18 protein-coding genes are annotated in these 20,763 nt (G+C 36.7%); 5 read left to right on the forward strand and 13 right to left on the reverse strand.

Going from position 1 to position 20,763, the window contains the following annotated elements:
• Window positions 1-408: 408 nt before the first annotated feature.
• A complete protein-coding gene (locus ABJH90_RS07900; protein WP_348138089.1) occupies window positions 409-1,095 on the reverse strand; it encodes a DUF4294 domain-containing protein in 687 nt (228 codons plus the stop codon).
• 104 nt (window positions 1,096-1,199) lie between these two features.
• Between ABJH90_RS07900 and ABJH90_RS07905 the strand changes: the two genes are divergently transcribed.
• Together ABJH90_RS07905 and ABJH90_RS07910 are read left to right on the forward strand one after the other, a co-directional pair.
• Complete coding sequence (locus ABJH90_RS07905) at window positions 1,200-2,288, forward strand: M42 family metallopeptidase (RefSeq protein ID WP_348138091.1); 1,089 nt, start codon at window positions 1,200-1,202, stop codon at window positions 2,286-2,288.
• Window positions 2,289-2,327: 39 nt separating this feature from the next.
• Window positions 2,328-2,876 (forward strand): NUDIX domain-containing protein, encoded by a 549-nt coding sequence (locus ABJH90_RS07910; protein ID WP_348138093.1) that lies wholly within the window; start codon window positions 2,328-2,330, stop codon window positions 2,874-2,876.
• Here the strand turns inward: ABJH90_RS07910 and hisS are convergent.
• From hisS to rpsF, 6 genes are all read right to left on the reverse strand, one after another.
• A complete protein-coding gene (hisS, locus tag ABJH90_RS07915) occupies window positions 2,856-4,247 on the reverse strand; it encodes a histidine--tRNA ligase (RefSeq protein ID WP_348138095.1) in 1,392 nt (463 codons plus the stop codon). The two genes, ABJH90_RS07910 and hisS, sit on opposite strands and share 21 nt — an antisense overlap.
• Window positions 4,248-4,310: 63 nt before the next feature.
• The gene (locus tag ABJH90_RS07920; protein WP_348138097.1) at window positions 4,311-4,781 is read right to left on the reverse strand and encodes a DUF6495 family protein; all 471 of its coding nucleotides are present in this window, start codon (window positions 4,779-4,781) and stop codon (window positions 4,311-4,313) included.
• A gap of 59 nt (window positions 4,782-4,840) precedes the next feature.
• Window positions 4,841-8,017 (reverse strand): carboxypeptidase regulatory-like domain-containing protein, encoded by a 3,177-nt coding sequence (locus ABJH90_RS07925; protein WP_348138099.1) that lies wholly within the window; start codon window positions 8,015-8,017, stop codon window positions 4,841-4,843.
• 98 nt (window positions 8,018-8,115) lie between these two features.
• Window positions 8,116-8,568 (reverse strand): 50S ribosomal protein L9, encoded by a 453-nt coding sequence (gene rplI / locus ABJH90_RS07930; RefSeq protein ID WP_348138101.1) that lies wholly within the window; start codon window positions 8,566-8,568, stop codon window positions 8,116-8,118.
• A gap of 13 nt (window positions 8,569-8,581) precedes the next feature.
• Window positions 8,582-8,878 carry a 30S ribosomal protein S18 gene (gene rpsR, locus ABJH90_RS07935; protein ID WP_019668764.1) on the reverse strand — a complete coding sequence of 99 codons (297 nt, stop codon included), beginning with the start codon at window positions 8,876-8,878 and terminating at the stop codon, window positions 8,582-8,584.
• 5 nt (window positions 8,879-8,883) lie between these two features.
• Window positions 8,884-9,222 (reverse strand): 30S ribosomal protein S6, encoded by a 339-nt coding sequence (gene rpsF, locus ABJH90_RS07940; RefSeq protein WP_348138104.1) that lies wholly within the window; start codon window positions 9,220-9,222, stop codon window positions 8,884-8,886.
• Window positions 9,223-9,463: 241 nt separating this feature from the next.
• Here rpsF and ABJH90_RS07945 point away from each other — a divergent pair, with 241 nt between their 5' ends.
• On the forward strand, window positions 9,464-10,156 hold the full coding sequence (locus ABJH90_RS07945) for a LytTR family DNA-binding domain-containing protein (protein ID WP_348138106.1): 693 nt from the start codon (window positions 9,464-9,466) through the stop codon (window positions 10,154-10,156).
• On the opposite strand, the gene priA is transcribed toward ABJH90_RS07945, so the two are convergent.
• The 4 genes from priA to nadC are packed head-to-tail and all read right to left on the reverse strand — an operon-like array spanning window position 10,157 to window position 14,890.
• On the reverse strand, window positions 10,157-12,613 hold the full coding sequence (gene priA / locus ABJH90_RS07950) for a primosomal protein N' (RefSeq protein ID WP_348138108.1): 2,457 nt from the start codon (window positions 12,611-12,613) through the stop codon (window positions 10,157-10,159).
• 13 nt (window positions 12,614-12,626) lie between these two features.
• On the reverse strand, window positions 12,627-13,070 hold the full coding sequence (locus ABJH90_RS07955; RefSeq protein WP_348138110.1) for a DUF2147 domain-containing protein: 444 nt from the start codon (window positions 13,068-13,070) through the stop codon (window positions 12,627-12,629).
• A complete protein-coding gene (locus ABJH90_RS07960) occupies window positions 13,067-14,032 on the reverse strand; it encodes a YihY/virulence factor BrkB family protein (protein ID WP_348138112.1) in 966 nt (321 codons plus the stop codon). Before ABJH90_RS07960 ends, ABJH90_RS07955 begins: the two co-directional genes overlap by 4 nt.
• A complete protein-coding gene (gene nadC, locus ABJH90_RS07965) occupies window positions 14,033-14,890 on the reverse strand; it encodes a carboxylating nicotinate-nucleotide diphosphorylase (protein WP_348138113.1) in 858 nt (285 codons plus the stop codon).
• A gap of 83 nt (window positions 14,891-14,973) precedes the next feature.
• Between nadC and rlmH the strand changes: the two genes are divergently transcribed.
• Window positions 14,974-15,447 (forward strand): 23S rRNA (pseudouridine(1915)-N(3))-methyltransferase RlmH, encoded by a 474-nt coding sequence (gene rlmH / locus ABJH90_RS07970; protein ID WP_348138115.1) that lies wholly within the window; start codon window positions 14,974-14,976, stop codon window positions 15,445-15,447.
• Between the two features lie 41 nt (window positions 15,448-15,488).
• Here the strand turns inward: rlmH and serA are convergent, their stop codons facing one another.
• Window positions 15,489-17,372, reverse strand: coding sequence for a phosphoglycerate dehydrogenase (serA, locus tag ABJH90_RS07975; protein ID WP_348138117.1), 1,884 nt, complete (start codon window positions 17,370-17,372; stop codon window positions 15,489-15,491).
• Between the two features lie 207 nt (window positions 17,373-17,579).
• Here serA and ABJH90_RS07980 point away from each other — a divergent pair, with 207 nt between their 5' ends.
• Window positions 17,580-19,538 carry a glycoside hydrolase family 3 N-terminal domain-containing protein gene (locus ABJH90_RS07980; RefSeq protein WP_348138119.1) on the forward strand — a complete coding sequence of 653 codons (1,959 nt, stop codon included), beginning with the start codon at window positions 17,580-17,582 and terminating at the stop codon, window positions 19,536-19,538.
• Here the strand turns inward: ABJH90_RS07980 and ABJH90_RS07985 are convergent.
• On the reverse strand, window positions 19,532-20,692 hold the full coding sequence (locus tag ABJH90_RS07985) for a 1,4-beta-xylanase (RefSeq protein WP_348138121.1): 1,161 nt from the start codon (window positions 20,690-20,692) through the stop codon (window positions 19,532-19,534). The genes ABJH90_RS07980 and ABJH90_RS07985 overlap by 7 nt on opposite strands.
• Window positions 20,693-20,763: the final 71 nt, after the last annotated feature.

Here is a 20,763-nt window from a genome sequence, read left to right on the forward strand (position 1 = left end):
GCCAGGATCAAACTCTTCATTGTTGTATCGTAAAATACTTCTACGCCTATATAAACTATGAAAATTGTATCCTAACCCTTGTTTGTATTCTTAATCTTAAAATAATTCAAATTCTCCTACCTATCATTTCCTAAAAAAAAAATAAGCAGAAAAACGCTGTCTGTCAATATGTCAATGAACTTCCTTAAATTCAGTAGCTCCTATTACTTATTCCTAACCTAACCGTTACTACTGCCCAGCTAAGCGGGTGCAAATATAAAGCACTTTTTTAAATTAAAAATAAATTTCAGGTATTTTTATGAAATAATTTTAACCTCAATTTTTAATGTACTTATAACTAGGTTTTTGCTCTAAGATTGAAAGCAAAAAAAGGCTTATAAAGCTACGTCATTTTAACGTTATCTGCAACTATTTTTTTTCCTTTTCTGTCTTGCTCCATTTATTAATTAATGAAGAATAATCATAATCCAAAACAGATTCCTGCCGCACCAGCTGATTAGCCGCAAAAGCCCTCTGCAAGATATCTTCAATTAGGTAGTCTTCATGATAGCTTTCCGGGTGGTATTCCGCTTTTAAGTTTATCTTAAACATTTTAGCGGTTGTATTGTACCAAAAGGCACGCCACCCACTTCGTAATTCTTTAACCAAACCATAAGTTGAAATCCCCGTTTGCCTATAGATCAATTTAACCAAAATCTGCCCCTCAGTGCGTGTCAACTTTTTTAACTCTTCAGAAAACTCTCCTTCAATATATTTTTGCAATTTTTTAGTATACTTCTTCTTTTTCCGTTTTGATTTAATTTTCATCAAACTATCATTGAGCTCTTCTAACCTTTCCGATGCCATTTTTGCATAGGGGTATACCTTAAAAGTCTTTCTGCGCAGAATATAATATTTCAATTTATCCTGGTAAGATGAAAACTCCAATCTTCCAAAAATGTATACCTCTTCCAAGGCAATGGATTGTTGAAAAATTGAATCCCCTTCAATGATTATCATTTTTTCAGCAATAGAATCCAATGGCTGCTCCTTTATCTGGGAAATCCCAATATAGCCAACAAGAGAAATAAGAATAAGATGAAAACACTTTTTCATTAAAATTTATATTTCAAATTTCTTGCCAAAATTAATGATAAACATTGGACTGTATTACTAAATAAAAGTGAATATTGTTAAGTTTGTATTCAAATTATAAATACATGAGCGAAAAGAAGATTATCACCAAAAAATCATTGGCTTTTTTTGAAAAATACCTTAACAATGCGTCCCCTACAGGGTATGAATGGGAAGGTCAAAAATTGTGGATGAATTATGTGAAACCCTATGTTGATACATTTATTACCGATACTTACGGAACCGCGGTTGCAGTTATTAATCCGGAAGCAAAATACAGAGTTGTCATTGAGGGACATTCCGATGAGATTTCCTGGTATGTAAACTATGTTACAGATAACGGGCTCCTATACGTTATTCGCAATGGTGGCAGTGATCATCAAATAGCTCCTTCCAAATGGGTAAATATTCATACTAAAAACGGAATTGTGAAAGGTATCTTTGGATGGCCCGCAATACATACTCGAGACCGGGCTAAAGAAGAGCCTCCTAAATTAGATAATATTTTTATTGATATTGGGGCAAAGGATAAAGAAGAGGTAGAGAAAATGGGAGTCCATGTGGGCTGTGTTATCACCTATCCGGATGAATTCCAGGTCCTGAATAACGATAAATACGTTTGCCGTGCAATTGATAATAGAGCAGGTGGATTTATGATAGCTGAAGTTGCCCGACTTTTACATGAAAACAAGAAAAAATTACCCTTTGGACTCTATATAACTAATGCAGTTCAGGAGGAAATTGGTCTTCGAGGCGCGGAAATGATTTCACAAACCATACGCCCGAACGCTGCGATTATAACCGATGTGTGCCATGATACTACGACACCTATGATCGACAAGAAGAAACAAGGGCATACAGAATTGGGTGCCGGACCTGTAATTTCTTATGCTCCTGCAGTTCAGAATAAACTTAGAGAGCGAGTTATTGAAACCGCCGAAGCCAAAAAAATACCATTTCAGCGTATGGCCGCATCCAGAGCTACAGGGACAGATACAGATGCTTTTGCATATAGCAATGGCGGAGTGGCTTCTGCTCTTATTTCTCTGCCTTTAAGATATATGCACACTACCGTAGAAACAGTACATAGGGATGATGTGGAAAATGTAATTCGACTAATTTACGAAACCTTATTAAACATTAAATCCGGGGAGACCTTCAGCTACTTTGATTAACTCAGGCTCCTAAATTAATGCACTTTGTGCTATCAGAATATGGATGAGCTAATAGACAGCCTAGATGAACAAGGGAAGTTTACCGGAAAGACTATTTTAAAATCCGTGGCACATCGGAATGGCGTCTTTCATCCCACGGTGCATATTTGGTTTTATACTAAAATAGGGGAAGTACTGATACAACAGAGAGGGAAATTCAAGGATACACATCCTCTACTTTGGGATGTTTCTGTTGCCGGACATATTGGTGCAGGAGAAGACATTTACAAAGCAGCAATAAGGGAGGTTGAGGAAGAAATAGGATTGAACATAACAAAAGAAGATCTTATTAATGTTGGAGTTTTTAAATCGAGTCAGCGCCACGGAAAAAATCTCATAGATAACGAATTCCACTATACATTTATATGTAATTTGAAGGTTCCTTTTAATACTTTAAAAAAACAGGATAGTGAGGTTGAAGCCTTAACAATGATTCCGCTTATTAGATTTGCTGAAGAAGTCTGGGGGTTAGCCAATACTGCAAAATATGTTCCGCATAGTACCGAATATTACAAAACAATTATAAAGTCAATTAAGGAACAACTTTAAATCCTTGAGAAATCCTTCAATATCTGAAGAGTCATAAGTTTTCTGATCTCCTTTGGACATATTCTTGACTACAAAAGAATTATCCGCCAATTCACGATCACCAATGATTACAACAAAAGGTACATTCCTTTTATTTGCGTACTTCATTTGCTTCTGCATTTTGGAAGAATCCGGATAAAGGTCGGCCTTCACTTCCTCTTTCCTTAGCTTACCAATTAATTTTAATGACGCCATGGCCTCCCGCTCACCAAAATTCAAAAATAACACGTCCAATGCCCGGCCGATGTTACCCGGAAAGAGACCCAATTCTTCCATAACCAGATATATTCTATCCAACCCAAAGGAAATTCCAATTCCGCTCATATCCTTTAAACCGAAAATTCCGGTAAGATCATCATAGCGGCCACCACCACCTATAGATCCCATACTTATTTCAGCAGGTGGCGCTACCTCAAAAATGGTGCCTGTGTAATAATTAAGTCCTCTTGCCAAAGTAACATCTAAAGTAAGTTGAGAAGATTTTAATCCCAATTCACCTATTGCCTCTAAAATGAAGGTCAGGTCTTCAACCCCTTTGCGGCCTTCTTCAGAATCTTTCAAAAAGTTTTTAAGTTGTTCTAATTGCTCAGAATTTGTGCCGGTAAGTGAAAAAAGTGGTTGGGCCTTTTCGATAGCTTTAGGAGAAATTCCTTTGCTCAGCATTTCTTTTACAACTCCTTCTTTGCCAATCTTATCCAATTTATCTAGCGTTACGGTAAAGTCTACCAGGCGATGTTTTTCTCCGATAACCTCAGCAATGCCTGACAAAATTTTTCGATTATTCAGTTTTATCGTTGCCTTTTTCAATCCTAAATCTGTAAAAACTGCGTCGTACAATTGTATGAATTCTATTTCCTGAAGCAGCGAATTTGCACCAACCACATCGGCATCGCACTGATAAAATTCCCGAAACCTGCCTTTCTGAGGCCTGTCTGCACGCCATACCGGTTGAATTTGATAGCGTTTAAATGGGAAATCTATTTCATTCTGATGCATTACCACGTATCTCGCAAAAGGTACGGTCAGATCATATCTCAAAGCTTTATCTGTAATTTTTCGGGTAAGGGCTTTTGAGTTTTTGGAGTTATAGGTATCGTCATCTACCTTGTTTATGAAATCACCAGAATTCAAAATTTTAAAAATCAACCTGTCACCTTCATCACCATACTTTCCCATAAGGGTTTCTGAGTTTTCGAAAGCAGGCGTTTCTATCGGCTGGAATCCAAAATTTTTAAAATGTTTTTGAATGGTTTGAACAATATAATTTCGTTTTTCGATCTCAGCAGGCGAAAAATCTCTGGTTCCTTTTGGTATGGATGGTTTTTGTGCCATAAATTATGCTAACTGCTGCAAATATAATTGTTTGTACAAAGCTGTCTAAGATGGATGTCAATATTATCCAATAATATTATCAAACCATTGGTATAATTCTCCTTTGGTAATAACCGCACCTTCCTGTATAAGTTTAAATTTATCCAGATTTTTATCCTCCGTATATGCTTTGGAAGCATTGAGGTATTCAACAAAATCTGATTGCCAGTTCTTTTTAAACCAATTAAAACCAAGAGAAGTATTTAAATCTATATCGGGATTCAATATTTTAACGGAAATCAGTTTCATTTCTTTATCTGCTAAATGGAATAAATGCATCTGCTGTCTGGAAATATTCTCCAAATAAGTGACTTTACCCAGCACACCCTCCCATACCAGATCACTAAATACATCCAATTCCTCTTCAACAACCTGAGGTTTATTTTTCTTTATAGTTTCCCATTCGTTTGCTGTAATAGACTGAGTTGCAAGAAAATTGATAAACTCATTATGCAATTCTTCAAATTGCTGTTTTGTTAACCTGTCATATTTCATTTTACAAAAAAATAAAAAGGCCGCACAAAATGTGCAGCCCTATTTAAATCAAATTTTGTTTAGTTAAATATATAACGCACCCCAATCTGCATTCTCCATCTGGAAATCTCTGCGGTAACAGCTCCAAAAGTACTATTTCTGCTTGGATCGAATGTATAGGTAGGAGTATTTGTATCATCAACACTTACACCCATTATCTGATCAAAATTGGGTGCCTGCACAACACCCCAATTAGAATTAAGAAGATTTCCGAAGTTAAGAATATCAAGACTTATTTGAAATTTGTTCTTATCATTAATATTAATATCCTGCAAGACCTTTACATCAAAAGTCCCTCTCCAGGGGGCTAAGGCACCATATCGCTCAGCATACTGACCCCTTCGACCACTCAGGTAATCATCTTGTTGAATAAATGCTTCAAAGGCTTCAGCCTGTCCGGTGCCGCTAAAGGCCATCTGCGTTACTTCCGATGCGGTTGGAATATAGAGCAGGTCGTTTATACTCGATCCATCATTATTGATATCTCCTCCATAAATATAATTATAACGCCCGCTTTTTGCATATTCAAAGAATGCCGAAACTGTAGTCCCTGAGGAGAATCCTTTTGAGAAAACCCCAATAAATCTGTGTGTGTCACCATATCTTGAAAAAGAAAGCACGTCATTGTTTGCATCACCAACTATGGCATTTCCGGCAAAGGCATCTCCCGTGATTTCAGCATCTATAGAGTTTACCTCTTTTGCGTTTAAAAAACTATATGCGGCCATAGCGTAAATACCATTACGCCATGTTTTTTGAGCTTTTAATGAAGCGTTCCAAATTCTTCCTTGATCGGAATTGGTAAATACATAAGCACTAGTAGGGCCTCCGAAAATTTGCGATTTATCATCGTTTGAGTAGACCGCTCGGTTATCTACTCCATTTAACGTCAGGGAAGGAGAACTAAGGCCCCAGTTTTGAACATGAGCAGCATGAATATCCTGGGTATAAGCTACGTCTGCTGTTAAAATTAAGCCATCCTCAAATTGCTTGTCAACACCAACGTTTGTTCTCCAAACCTGTGGCCATCTGAAATCAGGATCTACTAGCTGATAGAAGAAAAAGTCTACACCCTGTACCTGGTTCCCAAGCCATACGAAAGGAAATCTTCCTGTAAACATTCCTGTTCCCCCTCTGATTTGTAACGTTTTGTCACTTTTTACATCCCAATTAAACCCAACCCGCGGTGAGATCAATACTTTATTTGTAGGTAATTTTTCCGAATCAAGAAATATTGGTTCATTAGTTTCCGGGTCAAAATATTGGATTGTTGGAATATAAGTTCCCATTTCACCGCCTTTTCGCTCAATATTTTCCCTGATCTTCTGTGAAGTATCAAAATACAAAGGCTTATCAAAACGAATTCCATAAGTAAGTTTAAAATTTTCTTTTATATCCCATTGATCCTGCAGGTAAAAGGATAATTGACCCACATTGGTTTCCGCAAGTGCCCATCCACCGGGGTTTCCAGTTCCGGCAGCGTTAAACGCATTATTAGTAGCAATTGCATCATCAAAGGATTGTTGAAGTGCACCTGAACTTGCAAAATTTGGAAAATCTGTTATTGTTGTAGTTGGAAAGAATACTCCCTGGGCACCATATGCCCCCAAGTTAAATGAATTGTCAAACTCAAATTTTTCAAAGGAAAATCCAATAGTAAATGTATGATCTCCCTGAAAATAGTTTAAGTTGTTCGTTATCTGAAAAACTTTTTGGTCCAGCGTATTATTAATAGAGAAGGGCTCATGACCGGCAATAATATAATTAGAGCTTCCTGTATCATCCAAGATTACAATACTTGGTGCCGGCGTGGAGAAAGGATTCCTGAAATCATCAAAATGGGTGTATCCTACCTGTAATTTGTTAGTAGTATTATCGGTTAATTCGGTATTAAGTTCCAATTGAATAGATTGAATTTTATTATTTATTTCATAACCCGCATTTTCAAACTGCAATGTTTGCGTATTTGGTCCCCTAAATGCAATAGCATCTCTATTAGCAGGTTTACCTTTTGATGCATCGAGGAAATTATAAATAATTGCCAATCGGTTTTTATCATTAATATTCCAATCAAGTTTTATTATCCCTTTGGTTGATTCCTGATCAAAATTAAATCCTTGATATCTTCCCGGGTCATAGAAAATATCATTTCCACTGTTATCCTGACCTATTACTACCTGGCGGAGCAAATTATCTACTAATTGAAAATCGGATTCCAATACCCTGCTTTCATTTATTTCTCCTGTACCGGTATTAGGAACGAAACCGTCTGTTCCAAGCGATGTTAACTCATCGCGTTCAAAATTCACGAAAAAGAACAGTTTATTTTTTACAATGGGACCACCAATACTTAAACCATATTGTTTTTGTTCCAATCCGGTTTTAAATACTTTATCTCCATCAATTTTTCCTCCAGTAAGATCGTCATTTCGAAAGAAGCCATATACAGTACCATAAAATTCATTGGTTCCACTTTTAGTAACAGCATTTACAGATGCACCCGTAAATCCCGATTGGGTAACATCATAGGGAGCTGTTGTTACCTGTATCTGGTCTATTGCATCCAATGAAATTGGTTGAGCACTGGTTTGTCCACCCGGCGTTGCAGCATCCAAACCAAATGGATTATTAAAGATGGCACCATCCAGGGAAAAATTGTTGTATTGGTCATTTCTACCACCAAAGGACGTCCCGGAAGCACCTGAAGATGCAGAAGGATCAAGCCTTGTAAAATCGGAGGCTGATCTCGAAATGGTTGGTAATCTGGTTAATTCCCTGTTCCCAATACTGGTTGCTTGACCTGTTCGATCACTTCCAAAAGTTCCGCCTCTGTCAGAAGTTACGGTAACTTCGTCAAGTGCCTGGCTTTCAGCAACCAATTGGGCATCTATATTAAATGTTTTACCTAATGATAAATAAACATCACTTTCGGTTTGTGTTTTAAATCCAATGTAAGAAATTGTAAGCTCGTATGGTCCGCCTACCCTGAGGTTCAATAAGTTAAATCGGCCATCTTCGTTACTCACCGTACCATTCTTAGTACCGGTTGGCGTATGAATAGCAACAATATTTGCACCTAAAAGGGGGACTCCCTGATCATCAACCACAGATCCCCTGATGTTAGAACTGGTAACCTGCGCATTAAGACTAATTCCAATAAGTAGAAGTAAAAGACTTAGAAATGATGAGATTTTCATTGGTTTTGAGTTTAGTTGTTAGAATATCGAGGAATAAAAATAAAAATAAAAAAAGAGCTATGCAGGCATAGCTCTTTTAAGTTATCAACCAATTTGGTTTACTTCTTTTCAGGCACTACTTCGAAAGGAAATTCTACAACCACGTCTCTATGCAATCTTATTTGAGCTTCATAAGGCCCTGCACGCTTAATTGTTCCTCCTTTGATAATGATATACTTTTTGTCAATTTCATGACCTTCTTTAGCTAAAGCATCTGCTACATCCATATTTGAGATAGACCCGAATAACTTTTCTGCAGCTCCTACTTTTGCCGAAATTTTTATCTTCAGTTCTTTTAATGCATCTGCAGTTTTATTGGCAGTAACTACTACCTCTTTCTCTTTATGCGCTTTTTGCCTTATGTTTTCGGCAAGTACCTTTTTGGCCGATGGAGTTGCCAACATGGCTACTCCCTTAGGTATAAGGTAATTTCTACCATAACCGTTCTTCACTTTCACTACGTCATCTTTAAAACCAAGGTTTTGGACGTCTTCTTTTAAAATAAGTTCCATAATCCGCTGTTTTTTACTTTAATAAATCTCCAACATAAGGCATAAGTGCCAAATGACGTGCTCGTTTAACGGCCTGGGCCACTTTTCTCTGATACTTCAATGAAGTTCCGGTTAATCTTCTCGGTAAAAGTTTACCTTGTTCATTTACCAATTTCATCAAAAAATCAGGATCTTTATAATCTATATATTTGATTCCGGATTTTTTAAATCGGCAGTATTTCTTTTGCTTATTAGTCTCAATATTAAGGGGGGTCAAATACCTGATTTCACCGTCCTTTTTACCTTTTGCTTGTTGTTCTATAGATGCCATATTACCTACGCTTTAGCTTTTAGTCTTGTTCTTCTTTTTTCCGCCCATTCAATGGCATGTTTATCCAGTTTAACGGTTAGGAAACGCATAATACGTTCATCTCTTCTGAATTCTTGTTCATAGGGCGTAATTACCTCCCCGGGAGCCGTAAATTCAAATAAGTGATAAAAACCACTTTTTTTGTTCTGTATTGGATAGGCTAATTTCTTAAGCCCCCAATTTTCTTTAGCGACCATTTTGGCCTCATTTTTCTTTAAGAAATCCTCAAATTTCTTTACTGTTTCCTCTATCTGAGTATCTGATAGAACGGGATTTAAAATGAAAACAGTTTCGTAATTGTTCATATTGTTTTATATTTTTTAGGAGCGCAAAAGTAATAATAATTAGTTCTAATTACAAGAAATTGAAAAAATCTTCGTTATAGGTATCAAGAATCATAGAAATTAAACTTAACCTATTAAACTTAAAATGTATAATCATTTACCATTTACACGTAATTATTAACAATGTTTACAACTTTTATTGCAGTTAAACTTGTTTTTTCGGTACTTTGTCGATGATTTAACCCCACAAATCAACCCCTTTATGAAACTAAGAAGTATTGTTGTTGATGATTCGTCTATGCAACGTATGGCAGTTGCAAAATTAGTTAACAATCATCCTAACCTAGCACTAGTAGCCGACTATAGTAATGCTATTGAAGCGAAAAACGGTATCAAGAATAATGAAATCGATTTAATTTTTCTTGATGTTGAAATGCCGATTATTAGTGGTTTTGACTTATTGGAGTCCCTGGAGAACAGTCCTCAGGTGATTTTAATAACCGGTAAACCAGATTATGCCTTGAAAGCATTTGATTATGATGTAACCGATTATCTCCATAAACCAATTACAATGGCTCGTTTTGATGCTTCTGTTAAAAGAGCAGTAGCCAAGTATGAGCAAATGAATAAGGTAAATGAAGATGAAGAACATATATTTGTTAAGAGTAATCTAAAGAAAAGAAAGGTTATCCTTAATGAAATTAAGTGGATCGAGGCCTTAGGTGACTATATAAAATTAGTTACAGATGAAGCTAATATTGTAATTCTTTCGACAATGAAGGCTTTCGAAAAACAGTTGCCTGAAGACAAATTCTTGCGAATTCACAAGTCTTATATTGTAAATCTTGAAAAGATAGAGAAATTCAATAGCAAGAATGTTGAAGTAAGCGGCAGGTCTATTCCATTGAGTAGAAACAAGAAAACAGAACTGGCGGAAGCATTAAGCAATGTCTAATTACATATAATCTACATTGTAGATTATACGAACGCCTTTGAACTGAGAAACAGCATCAAAAGAATTTTGAATTCTTTTGATGTTTTTTTTTGTCTTTTGAAGAGGCACGCCTTTTGGAATCTTAATCAAAACATGTTTTAAGTATTGATTGCGTATTCGGGCAACAGGAGGAAATTCCGGGCCTAATACTTTAATTTCACTAGCATTATGCAGGGCTTTTGCAAACCAGGCAGAAGCTTCATTTAATTTATTGTACTCTTTATGCTTAAAGCTAATTCTTATGATCCTGTTAATCGGAGGGTATTTATACTGCTCCCTTTCATACAGTTGTTCCCGAAACATTCCTTCATAATCTCCAGTGGTAACCTGTTTAAGTATCTGATGGTAAGGGTTGTAGGTTTGAATTATTACTTTACCTCTTTTTTTAGTTCGGCCAGCTCTGCCTGCTACCTGAGTAAGTAATTGATAGGTCCGTTCATGTGCCCTAAAATCGGGAAAATTTAAAAGCGCATCTGCATTCATAATTCCCACAAGATTGACATTTCTAAAATCAAGGCCTTTAGTAAGCATTTGGGTTCCTACCAATATATCCATTTCCTGATTTTCGAAGGCATGAATAATTTTGGCGTGCGCATGTTTCCCCCTGGTAGAGTCCAGATCCATTCGGCCCACTTTGGCAGATGGAAAAATCGTATTTAATTCCTGTTCTACCTGTTCCGTGCCAAAGCCTTTAGTGTCCAATGTATTGCTTCCACAAGCCAGGCAGTTATTTGGAATAGCTATATGATGCCCGCAATAATGGCATCTTAGTTGTTTTCTTTGCATATGATACGTCAAACTCACATCGCAATTTGGACACTGAGGAGAATGACCACAAGTAGTACATTCTAAAATCGGGGCATAACCCCGTCTGTTCTGAAACAAAATTACTTGCTCTCCCTGATCTAGTGTTTCTGTAATTTCCTCTAACAGGCGCTCAGAAAAATGGCCCTTCATTCGTTTTTTCCGATGCTGCTCCTTGATATCTACTAATTCTATATCGGGCATTAAAACATTTCCAAACCTTCTGTCTATTTGTGCATATCCGTATTTAGTTGTTTGTGCATTGTTGTAACTCTCTATGCTGGGCGTTGCGGAACCCAATAGCACATTACAATTAAACAGGCCTCCGAGTACGATTGCAGCGTCTCTGGCATGATAACGTGGCGCAGGATCATACTGTTTAAATGAAGTTTCGTGTTCTTCATCTATAATTATCAGACCTAAATTCGCAAATGGCAAAAATAAGGCAGAACGAGCCCCAATAATTAGCTGTGCTTTTGACTTATTATTTAAAACATTCTTCCAAACTTCCACTTTTTCCTGCATATTGTATTTGGAATGAAAAACGGAAATAGCGGAGCCAAAATATTCCTGTAATCTTGAAATGAGTTGTGTGGTAATTGCAATTTCCGGAACCAGATATAACGCCTGTTTTCCCTCACTCAAACACTCTTCTATGAGTTGTACATATACCTCAGTCTTACCGGAAGAGGTAACCCCTTTAAGTAGTGTTACTTTATTCTTATTAAAGCTTTGTCTAATTGTATTTAATGCCTTGACCTGGTATTCATTCAATTCTTTAGGAGGCTCAAGCTCTTTTCCACCGCTAAATACAACCCGATCTGTTTGAATGAAATATTCTTCCAGGACTTCTTTATTTATTAATGCGCGTATTACGGCCCGGCTCGATTTACTTTCAATTTCTAATTCATTAAGCTTTATTGGCTTTTTTTTAGTCGCCTGAAGATGAAATAATGAAAGTACAACCTGGCTTTGTTTGGGGGCTCTGGTAAGTGAATTCAATAATACCTCTAGTTCAACTTCTGAATTATACCTTTGTCCCAATCGAACATAACGTACCATTTTTGGTTTGTACTGTTCATGAATTTCTTCCTTTAATACGATGGCATTAATTTTAATAAGTCTGTTGAGAATAGGGAGAATGTTCTTTTTTTCCACAATTTCCATAATATCATTAACATGAAGGATATTTTGGTATTTCAGAGCCTCATAGACCAAAAAATCATCATCTTTTAATTGATCTTCATCAATTATGGCATCTTTATTCGGTAAAATAAGTGTTTCACTTTCCAGCAAAAGTGCACTCGGAATTGCACTTCGGAAGACTTCGCCCAGTGTGCACATATAATAATCCGCTATCCACTGCCAATGTTTCAATTGAATTGATGTCACAATAGGTTCTTCATCCAGAATATCATGGATGGCTTTTGCCTCATATACCAATGGTGGCCTATTATGAAGTTCAACAACGAGAGCGGTATAAAGTTTAGTTTTTCCAAATGGCACGGCTACACGCATTCCTAATTTTAATTGCGATGCTTCGTTTTCAGAAATGCGATATGTAAAATGCTTTTCCAAAGGAATTGGCAGTATGACATTTATGAAGATTTCCATTATTCTATACCATCTATTTTTTAACCCTCATCCAGGTCTGTGTCCTATAGAAAAATGCAATGTAACCGCGAACTTTCAGTTCGTTTGGGTTTTTAGGATTTAACCAAATTTTACATCTGTATTTTTTTCCATTTTCCGGATCGAGGATTTCCCCTCCACTGTATTCATTCTTACTTTTATTTTTTAACCCGTTAATTATCAGCATTCCTACTACGGGCTTATCCTTAAGTTCGCCCTCACACTTAATACATTTCGCATTTTCTTTCCCTTTTTCAAGAATCCTTTGAACTTTCCCATAAATCCTACCGCCTGTTTCGTATACTTCAAGTATAGATTTAGGGTCTCCACTAATATCATCTATAGTTTTCCACTCGCCCAATATGCTCTGAGAATTTACCTTGCAGGAGACCAGAATGAAAATCCCCAAAATAAATAATTTGATGAGTCCATACTTCATTGCTGATGTTTTTTTCTAAGATAATTAAGAGTCGCATTTAGTTCAAATCCAAGTAGTAAAATATTGGAATTCAGCCATATATATACCATAAGAATTAATAATCCTGCCAGGGCTCCATATAATTCATTATATCTCGCAAAGTTGTCAATATAAACCCCGAACAAAAGGGACGTTAATAAAAACAAAAAGGTAGTCATTAAGGCGCCATAAGAAAAAAACTTGGCTTGTTTGCCTTCCCTTGTGCCAAAATAATATAAGATAGCAGTGGTAAGGTAGGATAGCAGGATAAAAAACAAGGTTTTCCCAATTCGTGCTCCAACAATATCACTTTCTGAAAGATTATAGCCTCTGGTTTGGGCTGCCCATTCGCTTAAATATTCCAGAATATAGAACTCAAAGTATACATATCCAACTGCACCTAAAATCAATAATACAGAAAGAAGAAATCCTACCATCATTGCGAAAGCATACTGTTTAAAGAAATTCCTGGTCAGATTTATATGGTAAGAATCTTCAAAGCCACCAAAAATTGCACTAACGCCATTGGTCATTAAAAAAATAGACAAAATAAACGCCGAAGATAGCAACCCTCCACTCTGCTGGTCTTTTATCTGATAGTAAATTACTTCAAAATATTCACCTGTAGCCGACGGTAAAAAAGACTCTAGAAAATCAAGAAATTGACTATCAAAATTTTCATTACCGACACTAACATAGGGGATGATAAAAGGGATTAATGTAAACAAGAAAATAAGTAAAGGAAAAAGAGCCATAAAAAGGCTGAATGCAATAGAACTTGCCCGGGTTGAAAGTGCACCCTGGACTATCCCCATAATGTACATTTCAACAAGATCATAAAGAGAGAGTCCTTCAAAGGCCGGAAGCTTAATTTTTTTAAGTACTCTCACCAACCATTTGACTATAGGAATCTTATCCAGTTTTCTTTCTATTTCCTCAGTCATCTAAATTGCTTTAAGGCTTAGGTCCTTGTTAAATACTGAATGTGTTAAAGCACCTGAAGAAATATAATCTACACCACATTCTGCATACTTTCTAATAGTATTCTCATTTATGCCTCCTGAGGATTCTGTTAAACTTTGACCCTCTATAAGGGCTACGGCTTTTTTGGTATCCTCAAAGCTAAAATTATCCAGTAGAATCCTGAAAACACCTTGAGATTGTAAAATTTCTTCCACTTCTATTAGATTTCTGGCTTCAACAATAATTTTCAAATTCCTTTTCGAATCCTTTAAATAGCGCTTGGTTTTTTCAATTGCCTTAGTAATACCTCCTGCAAAGTCTATATGGTTATCTTTCAGCATAATCATATCGTATAAAGCAAACCTATGATTCTCTCCTCCCCCAATGGTTACAGCCCACTTTTCAAGAGCTCGAATTCCGGGAGTAGTTTTCCGGGTGTCCAGGATTTTTGTTTTGGTCCCCTCAAGTAGTGAAACAAAATAATTAGTTTTTGTAGCTATAGCACTCATGCGCTGCATGCCATTTAAAACAAGTCGCTCTGCTTTTAAAATAGATTGAGATCTTCCTTCTACATAAAATGCCACATCCCCAAAATTTACCTGTTGCCCATCATTCAACAGGATTTCCATTTTTAAATCCTTATCCACATAATTAAAAGTCTGTCGGGCAAATTCAACGCCCGCTAATATGCATTCATCCTTTATTAATAGTTTAGCTTTACCCATTGCATTCGCGGGAATACAGGCAAGAGAACTGTGATCTCCATCTCCTACATCCTCCCTAATGGCATTTTCTATTATTAAAGATATCTCCTTTTGGAATTGTTCTTCTGATATCATTTTTGCAACTTGTAGAGCACTAAATTAGTAAAAACATATGCCAATAAAGAAATTCAATTTCCTTAAAATTATAACTTAGATATATGAGGATAAAACTTCTTACAATAGGAAAAACAGATAGTGGAGAGTTACAGAAGCTGATTGATGTTTATCTGAAGAGATTGAAACACTATGTAAAATTTGAATTGACGGTTTTACCGGACATTAAAAATACCAAAAACCTGTCTGCTTCTGATCAAATGGATAAGGAGGCTGAGTTAATCTTAAAACATATTGACAGCACGGATACGCTTTTTTTATTGGATGAAAATGGCAAGGAATACACCTCTGTGGGATTTGCCAATCAATTGCAAAAGCAAATGAACTCTGGTATTAAAGAATGGGTTTTAGTTATTGGTGGCCCTTATGGCTTTAGTGATGCCATTAAACAAAAAGCAAGTGGTATAATTAGTCTCTCAAAAATGACTTTCTCACATCAAATGGTTCGCCTATTTGTTGTTGAACAAATTTACAGGGCATTTACTATTCTAAGGAATGAGCCTTATCATCACAAATGATGGCATGCCCATGATTAATTAGCTATATACCAAAGAGAAGTTTAATATAAAACTCTAAACTTAATAGTGTTTTCTACTTTTTTCAGCGCCTTAATTACCTCTTTATTATAATCTCTGTCCAGATCAGTGATCACATAACCTACATCACTATCCGTAGAAAGGTATTGTCCGGAAATATTCATCTCATAAAAAGCGAGGACATCATTAATTTTAGCCATAATTCCCGGAACATTTCTATGAATGTGCAAGAACCTATGTGCCTTATTCTGTTTAGGCAATCGAATATTCGGGAAGTTGACTGCATCTACAGTATTACCCGAGTTGATATAATACATAATCTTGTTGGGTACAAAATCGGCAATATCTCTCTGAGCTTCCTCAGTACTACCTCCAATATGGGGGGTTAGAATAACATTTGGGATTCCCTGCAATTCAGAGATAAAGGGTCCATTAGATTTTGGTTCTTTAGGAAAAACGTCTATAGCTGCACCATGTAGTTTTCCATTTTTAAGAGCTTTTACCAGGGCTGGTATCTCCACCACAAAACCTCTTGAAAGATTTAAAAGCATGGCACCCTCGCGCATTTGGTTAATTTCGCGCTCACCAATAAAATTAAAATTAGCTTTATTGTCATCCAGATGTAAGGAAACGGCATCGGAAACATTTAATAAATCTTCAAGGGTTTCGCATTTTACCGCATTACCCATAGCCAGTCTATCCTCAATATCATAGTAATAAACCCGCATTCCAACTGCCTCAGCCAGGACTGATAATTGTTTGCCTATATTTCCATAACCTACAATTCCGAGGTTCTTTCCCCGAATTTCTTTAGAATTAATAGCTGTCTTATTCCATTCTCCATTGTGTATTTCCGTACTTCTAGGAAAAACATTCCGAAATAACATAATAATTTGCCCAATAGCCAATTCAACAACAGATCTGGTATTGCTGTAAGGTGCATTAAAAACAATCACCCCTTTTTTCTTGCAATAATCCAGGTCTATCTGGGCAGTCCCTATACAAAATGCTCCAACGACCAATAATTTATTGGCGGCATCTATAACCTTAGGCGTAAGCCTGGTTTTTGAGCGTATTCCTAAGACGTGTACTCCCTTTATCTTTTCAATAAGTTCGTCTTCCGACAAACTTTGTTCTATGAGTTCTACTGAGAAACCATCTTCCGAAAGATTATCAAAAGCAGCAGGGTGCACATTTTCCAGCAAAAGTATCTTAATTCTATTTTTTGGATAAGAAAGACTTCTTGGCAGGTCGTTTACAAATAAAAACTCATCCAAATTAGGTGCAACATGATCTGCATTGTCAGCAGCTTTATCGCGATGAACATTCTCCGTATAGGCGAAAAATTTATGCGCAATGCCTGCTTCCCGCATAACATAATCACTATAACCATCACCTATTACCTGTACTTCCCCTTCAAGATCGAGCTGCTTTAAACATTCAATTTTACCATTATGTGTAGCCAGGACGTTCTTCTCGTCAAAACCTATTATGCTACCTTCCTCGTCAAATTTAAACGTATTCGCATATACCCTTTCCGATGGAATATTATACTCCTTAACGATGGGATCTATAAACTCTTTAAATCCACATGAAATCACATAAATATCGTCAGAGTACTTTTCAAAAAACTCCTTGTTGGCAGCAATTGATTTTGAAATTTTTTGCCGTAACTCATCAACAAGAGGATCTAAATCATTCTTATTCGCTTTGAGGAGTTTAATTCTTCTTTCCAGAGATTCTGTAAAGGAAATATCCCCGTCAATTCCAAGATTGGTTATTTCCTGTATTTCATGAATGACGTCATCACGATTAGACTTGCCTTGCAAAGTCATTTCCGCAAGTACATCCAGAGCTTCAACTCTGGTTAATGTACTATCAAAATCAAAAACATACTTACGTCCCACTTCTTACCTGATTTATTAAAATTAGGAGTAAAATTATTAAATTAAATCGGTGCACAGTGGCTACCTTACTTAAAAATGAAGTTAATGCAAAGATAAATCAATTACACTGCTGATCTTCCCCAATTATGGCCATTTAAATTCGATATTCAAATTATTCGGTTTTTAATTATATTTATATACATCTAAAATTATCTTAAACACATAGTAATGAGAAAGCTTTTAAATATTCTAAAGTACTTGCTTCTATCAATTGTTGTGATCTTGCTTATAGGATATTTGATAGTATACTTTAGTAAGCGCAGTGATTCCAAAAAGAATATGGAACTTTTAGGAGTAGAGGCCCCTACCCTTAGTCAAAACGGAATCACTTTCAGGGATCTTAATAAAAATGGAAAATTGGACGTTTATGAAGATAGCTCAGCCAGTACAGAAGACCGCGTGGAGGATCTGACCAACCAAATGAATCTTGAAGAAAAAGCCGGAACACTTTTTATAAATATGATAGGCTCAACTTCCAAAGGGGAGCCTATGGAAACCCCGATATTATCAACGGACCCTCTAGTTCTTGTCTTTTCCATTGTTTTACCGTCAAACTCTGAAATGATAGCCAAAAAGAAAATGAATAGCTTTAATATTCTCACATCACTAGATGCTGATCTTATGGCAAAATACAGTAATACCATTCAGAAAATGGCGGAAAGAACGAGATTAGGGATTCCTATAACTATAGCTACAGACCCCAGACATGGGACTGAAAATAATCCAGGTGCTGCTCTATTTACGCCTGCTTTTTCGCAATGGCCAAGTTCACTGGGTTTAGCTGCTACCAGAGACACCTTATTGGTTAAAGAATTTGGTGATATTGCGAGACAAGAATACCAAGCAGTAGGTATTAGACTTGCCTTACACCCTATGGCCGATTTGGCCACAGAACCTCGATGGGGTCGTATTAATGGAACTTTTGGGGAAGATGCACAACTATCAGCAGCTATGACCAAGGCCTATGTCCTTGGTTTTCAGGGAGATACGCTGGGTAGAAACAGCGTGGCATGTATGACAAAGCACTTTTCAGGCGGAGGTCCTCAAAAAAATGGTGAAGACCCACATTTTCCTTATGGAAAAGAACAGGTATATCCCGGAGATAATTTTGATTACCATGTTATTCCTTTTACTGAAGGAGCTTTTGTAGCAAATACGGCCCAGATAATGCCCTACTATGGGATTCCGGTGGGACAAACCTCCGAAGACGTTGCTTTTGGTTTTAATAAGGACATAATTACAGGTTTACTTCAGGATTCATTGAAGTTTGAAGGAGTTGTTTGCACCGATTGGAATATTATCTCAGATTCTAAAATGGGAGAAGGACGCGCCTGGGGTGTTGAACATCTTACACCAAAAGAAAGAGTTAAAAAGGTACTAGACGCTGGCTGTGATCAATTTGGCGGTGAAAGTATTCCCGAATTAATCATTGAATTAGTAGAAGAAGGACAAATAACTGAAGAACGTTTAGATATTTCAGTAAAAAAAGTGCTGCGTGATAAGTTTACTATGGGGCTTTTTGACGATCCATATGTAGACGAACAAAAGGCTTCAAAATTTGTGGGTAATGAAAATTTTAGAGAAAAGGGAAAAGAAGCTCAGGGCAAGTCTACAATTGTACTAAAGAATGAAACCATTTTACCCTTAAAAACCGGGACGAAGATTTATGCGGAGGGAATGATAAACCCGGAATTGCTTAACAAATATGGCGAACTCGTAAAAAACCCAGAGGACGCGGATATTATCGTAACCAGAATTCGAACGCCCTATGATGAGCGCTCTGAATATTTTATTGAAAGATTCTTTCATCAGGGACGCCTTTATTTTACGGAGGAAGAACAGAAAAAAGTTCTGAGTCTTATTTCAAAAAAGCCCGCTGTGGTCATTATAAATCTGGAACGACCAGCAATACTTACTGAAATTGATAGGTCAACCAAAGCCCTGTTGGCAGACTTTGGCACTAGCGATGAAGTTCTGACAGAAGTTCTATTTGGAAAAATAATTCCTGAAGGAAAATTACCCTTTGAACTTCCTTCATCCAATGAAGCGGTAAAAAAGCAATTGGAAGATTTACCCTATGATTCTAAAGATCCTTTATACCCTTTTGGACATGGTTTGAGTTATTGAATTTTACCGGTTATTTCTTTTAAAAAGTCAACCTCCTCTTTGGAATAAGGTGCTCCATCTTGCCTCAGAATATCATGATGCCAGATTTTTGGTTCAGAAGTAAATGTAGAATCCCAGCTTTTCCATGGATAAATAGTATTGGTTTTACCCGCGACAAATCCCCAGTTAATAGCTGCAATTTTATCTCTTTTTAGTATTGGCAGGACTTTTTGAAAGGTATTCCCAGCACCTCTTGCAAGATACTCGGTACAAAATAAGGGTCTGTTGTATTTTTGTAGTTCGGTTATTTTTTTCTTTACATTTTCTATTTCTCCGTCATAAGCATGAAATGAAATAACATCGGAATTCATAAGCATATAACTATCCAAAGTTGGTAAACTATCAGGAGTACCCCAATGGGCAATATCACCCTTCCAAATACCAGTAGTCAGAGGTTGTCTAGGATTAACCTCTCTAGCCCAACTCATGACCTTTGTTAAGAGTATGAGCGAATATATATCTTTATTCTCCACTTCAAGTTCCCTTCTTCCTGGCTGGCCCGCAACATTGTCCGGTTCATTATAGACATCCCAGACCAGGACCCTGTCATCATTGGCAAAATGCCCCAATACTCCTTTAATGTATGGTTCCAATTCATGATGCCGGGTGGTATCACCCAGAATTTCTGCACCTGGCGATTGCACCCACCCTGAATTATGTACATGTGGAACAGGTTCTGGTTGAAAGCCTAATTTAGGAATAGGATGCCACACATCATCAAGTAATACAAACATGGTCTTTATCTTATGCTTCTGAGCTAAATTCAAATAAATTTCCAGACGATTTAAAAATCCGAGTGAATCTTGTTCCCAAAGCAAATTATGCAGATATACCCGATGCAGATTCATTCCCAATTCTTCAGACCATTTTAATTCCCTTTCAATTGTCTCAGGATCAAAGGTATCTTCCTGCCAGAACTCGAGTTGATTTATGGATGAGCTCGGATTAAAATTAGCTCCTATGTACCAAGGTTGTTTGTCGTACCAATCCCAGGCTTTTTCAGATGACCATCGATGGCCTGTTTTCTCAAGAAGTTGTTTTCCTTTTTCCTTTACCTTCTTCTCACTACAAGCAAGTGAAAGTAGCAATATCATAAAAAACCATAATATTTTCATAGAACGGATATTTTAGTAATTATAGATTATACCTGTGAGAATAGCTATTCCAAAACTCAATAGGGTCCTTA

The organism is Eudoraea sp., assembly GCF_039969275.1.
Taxonomy (GTDB): Bacteria; Bacteroidota; Bacteroidia; order Flavobacteriales; family Flavobacteriaceae; genus Eudoraea.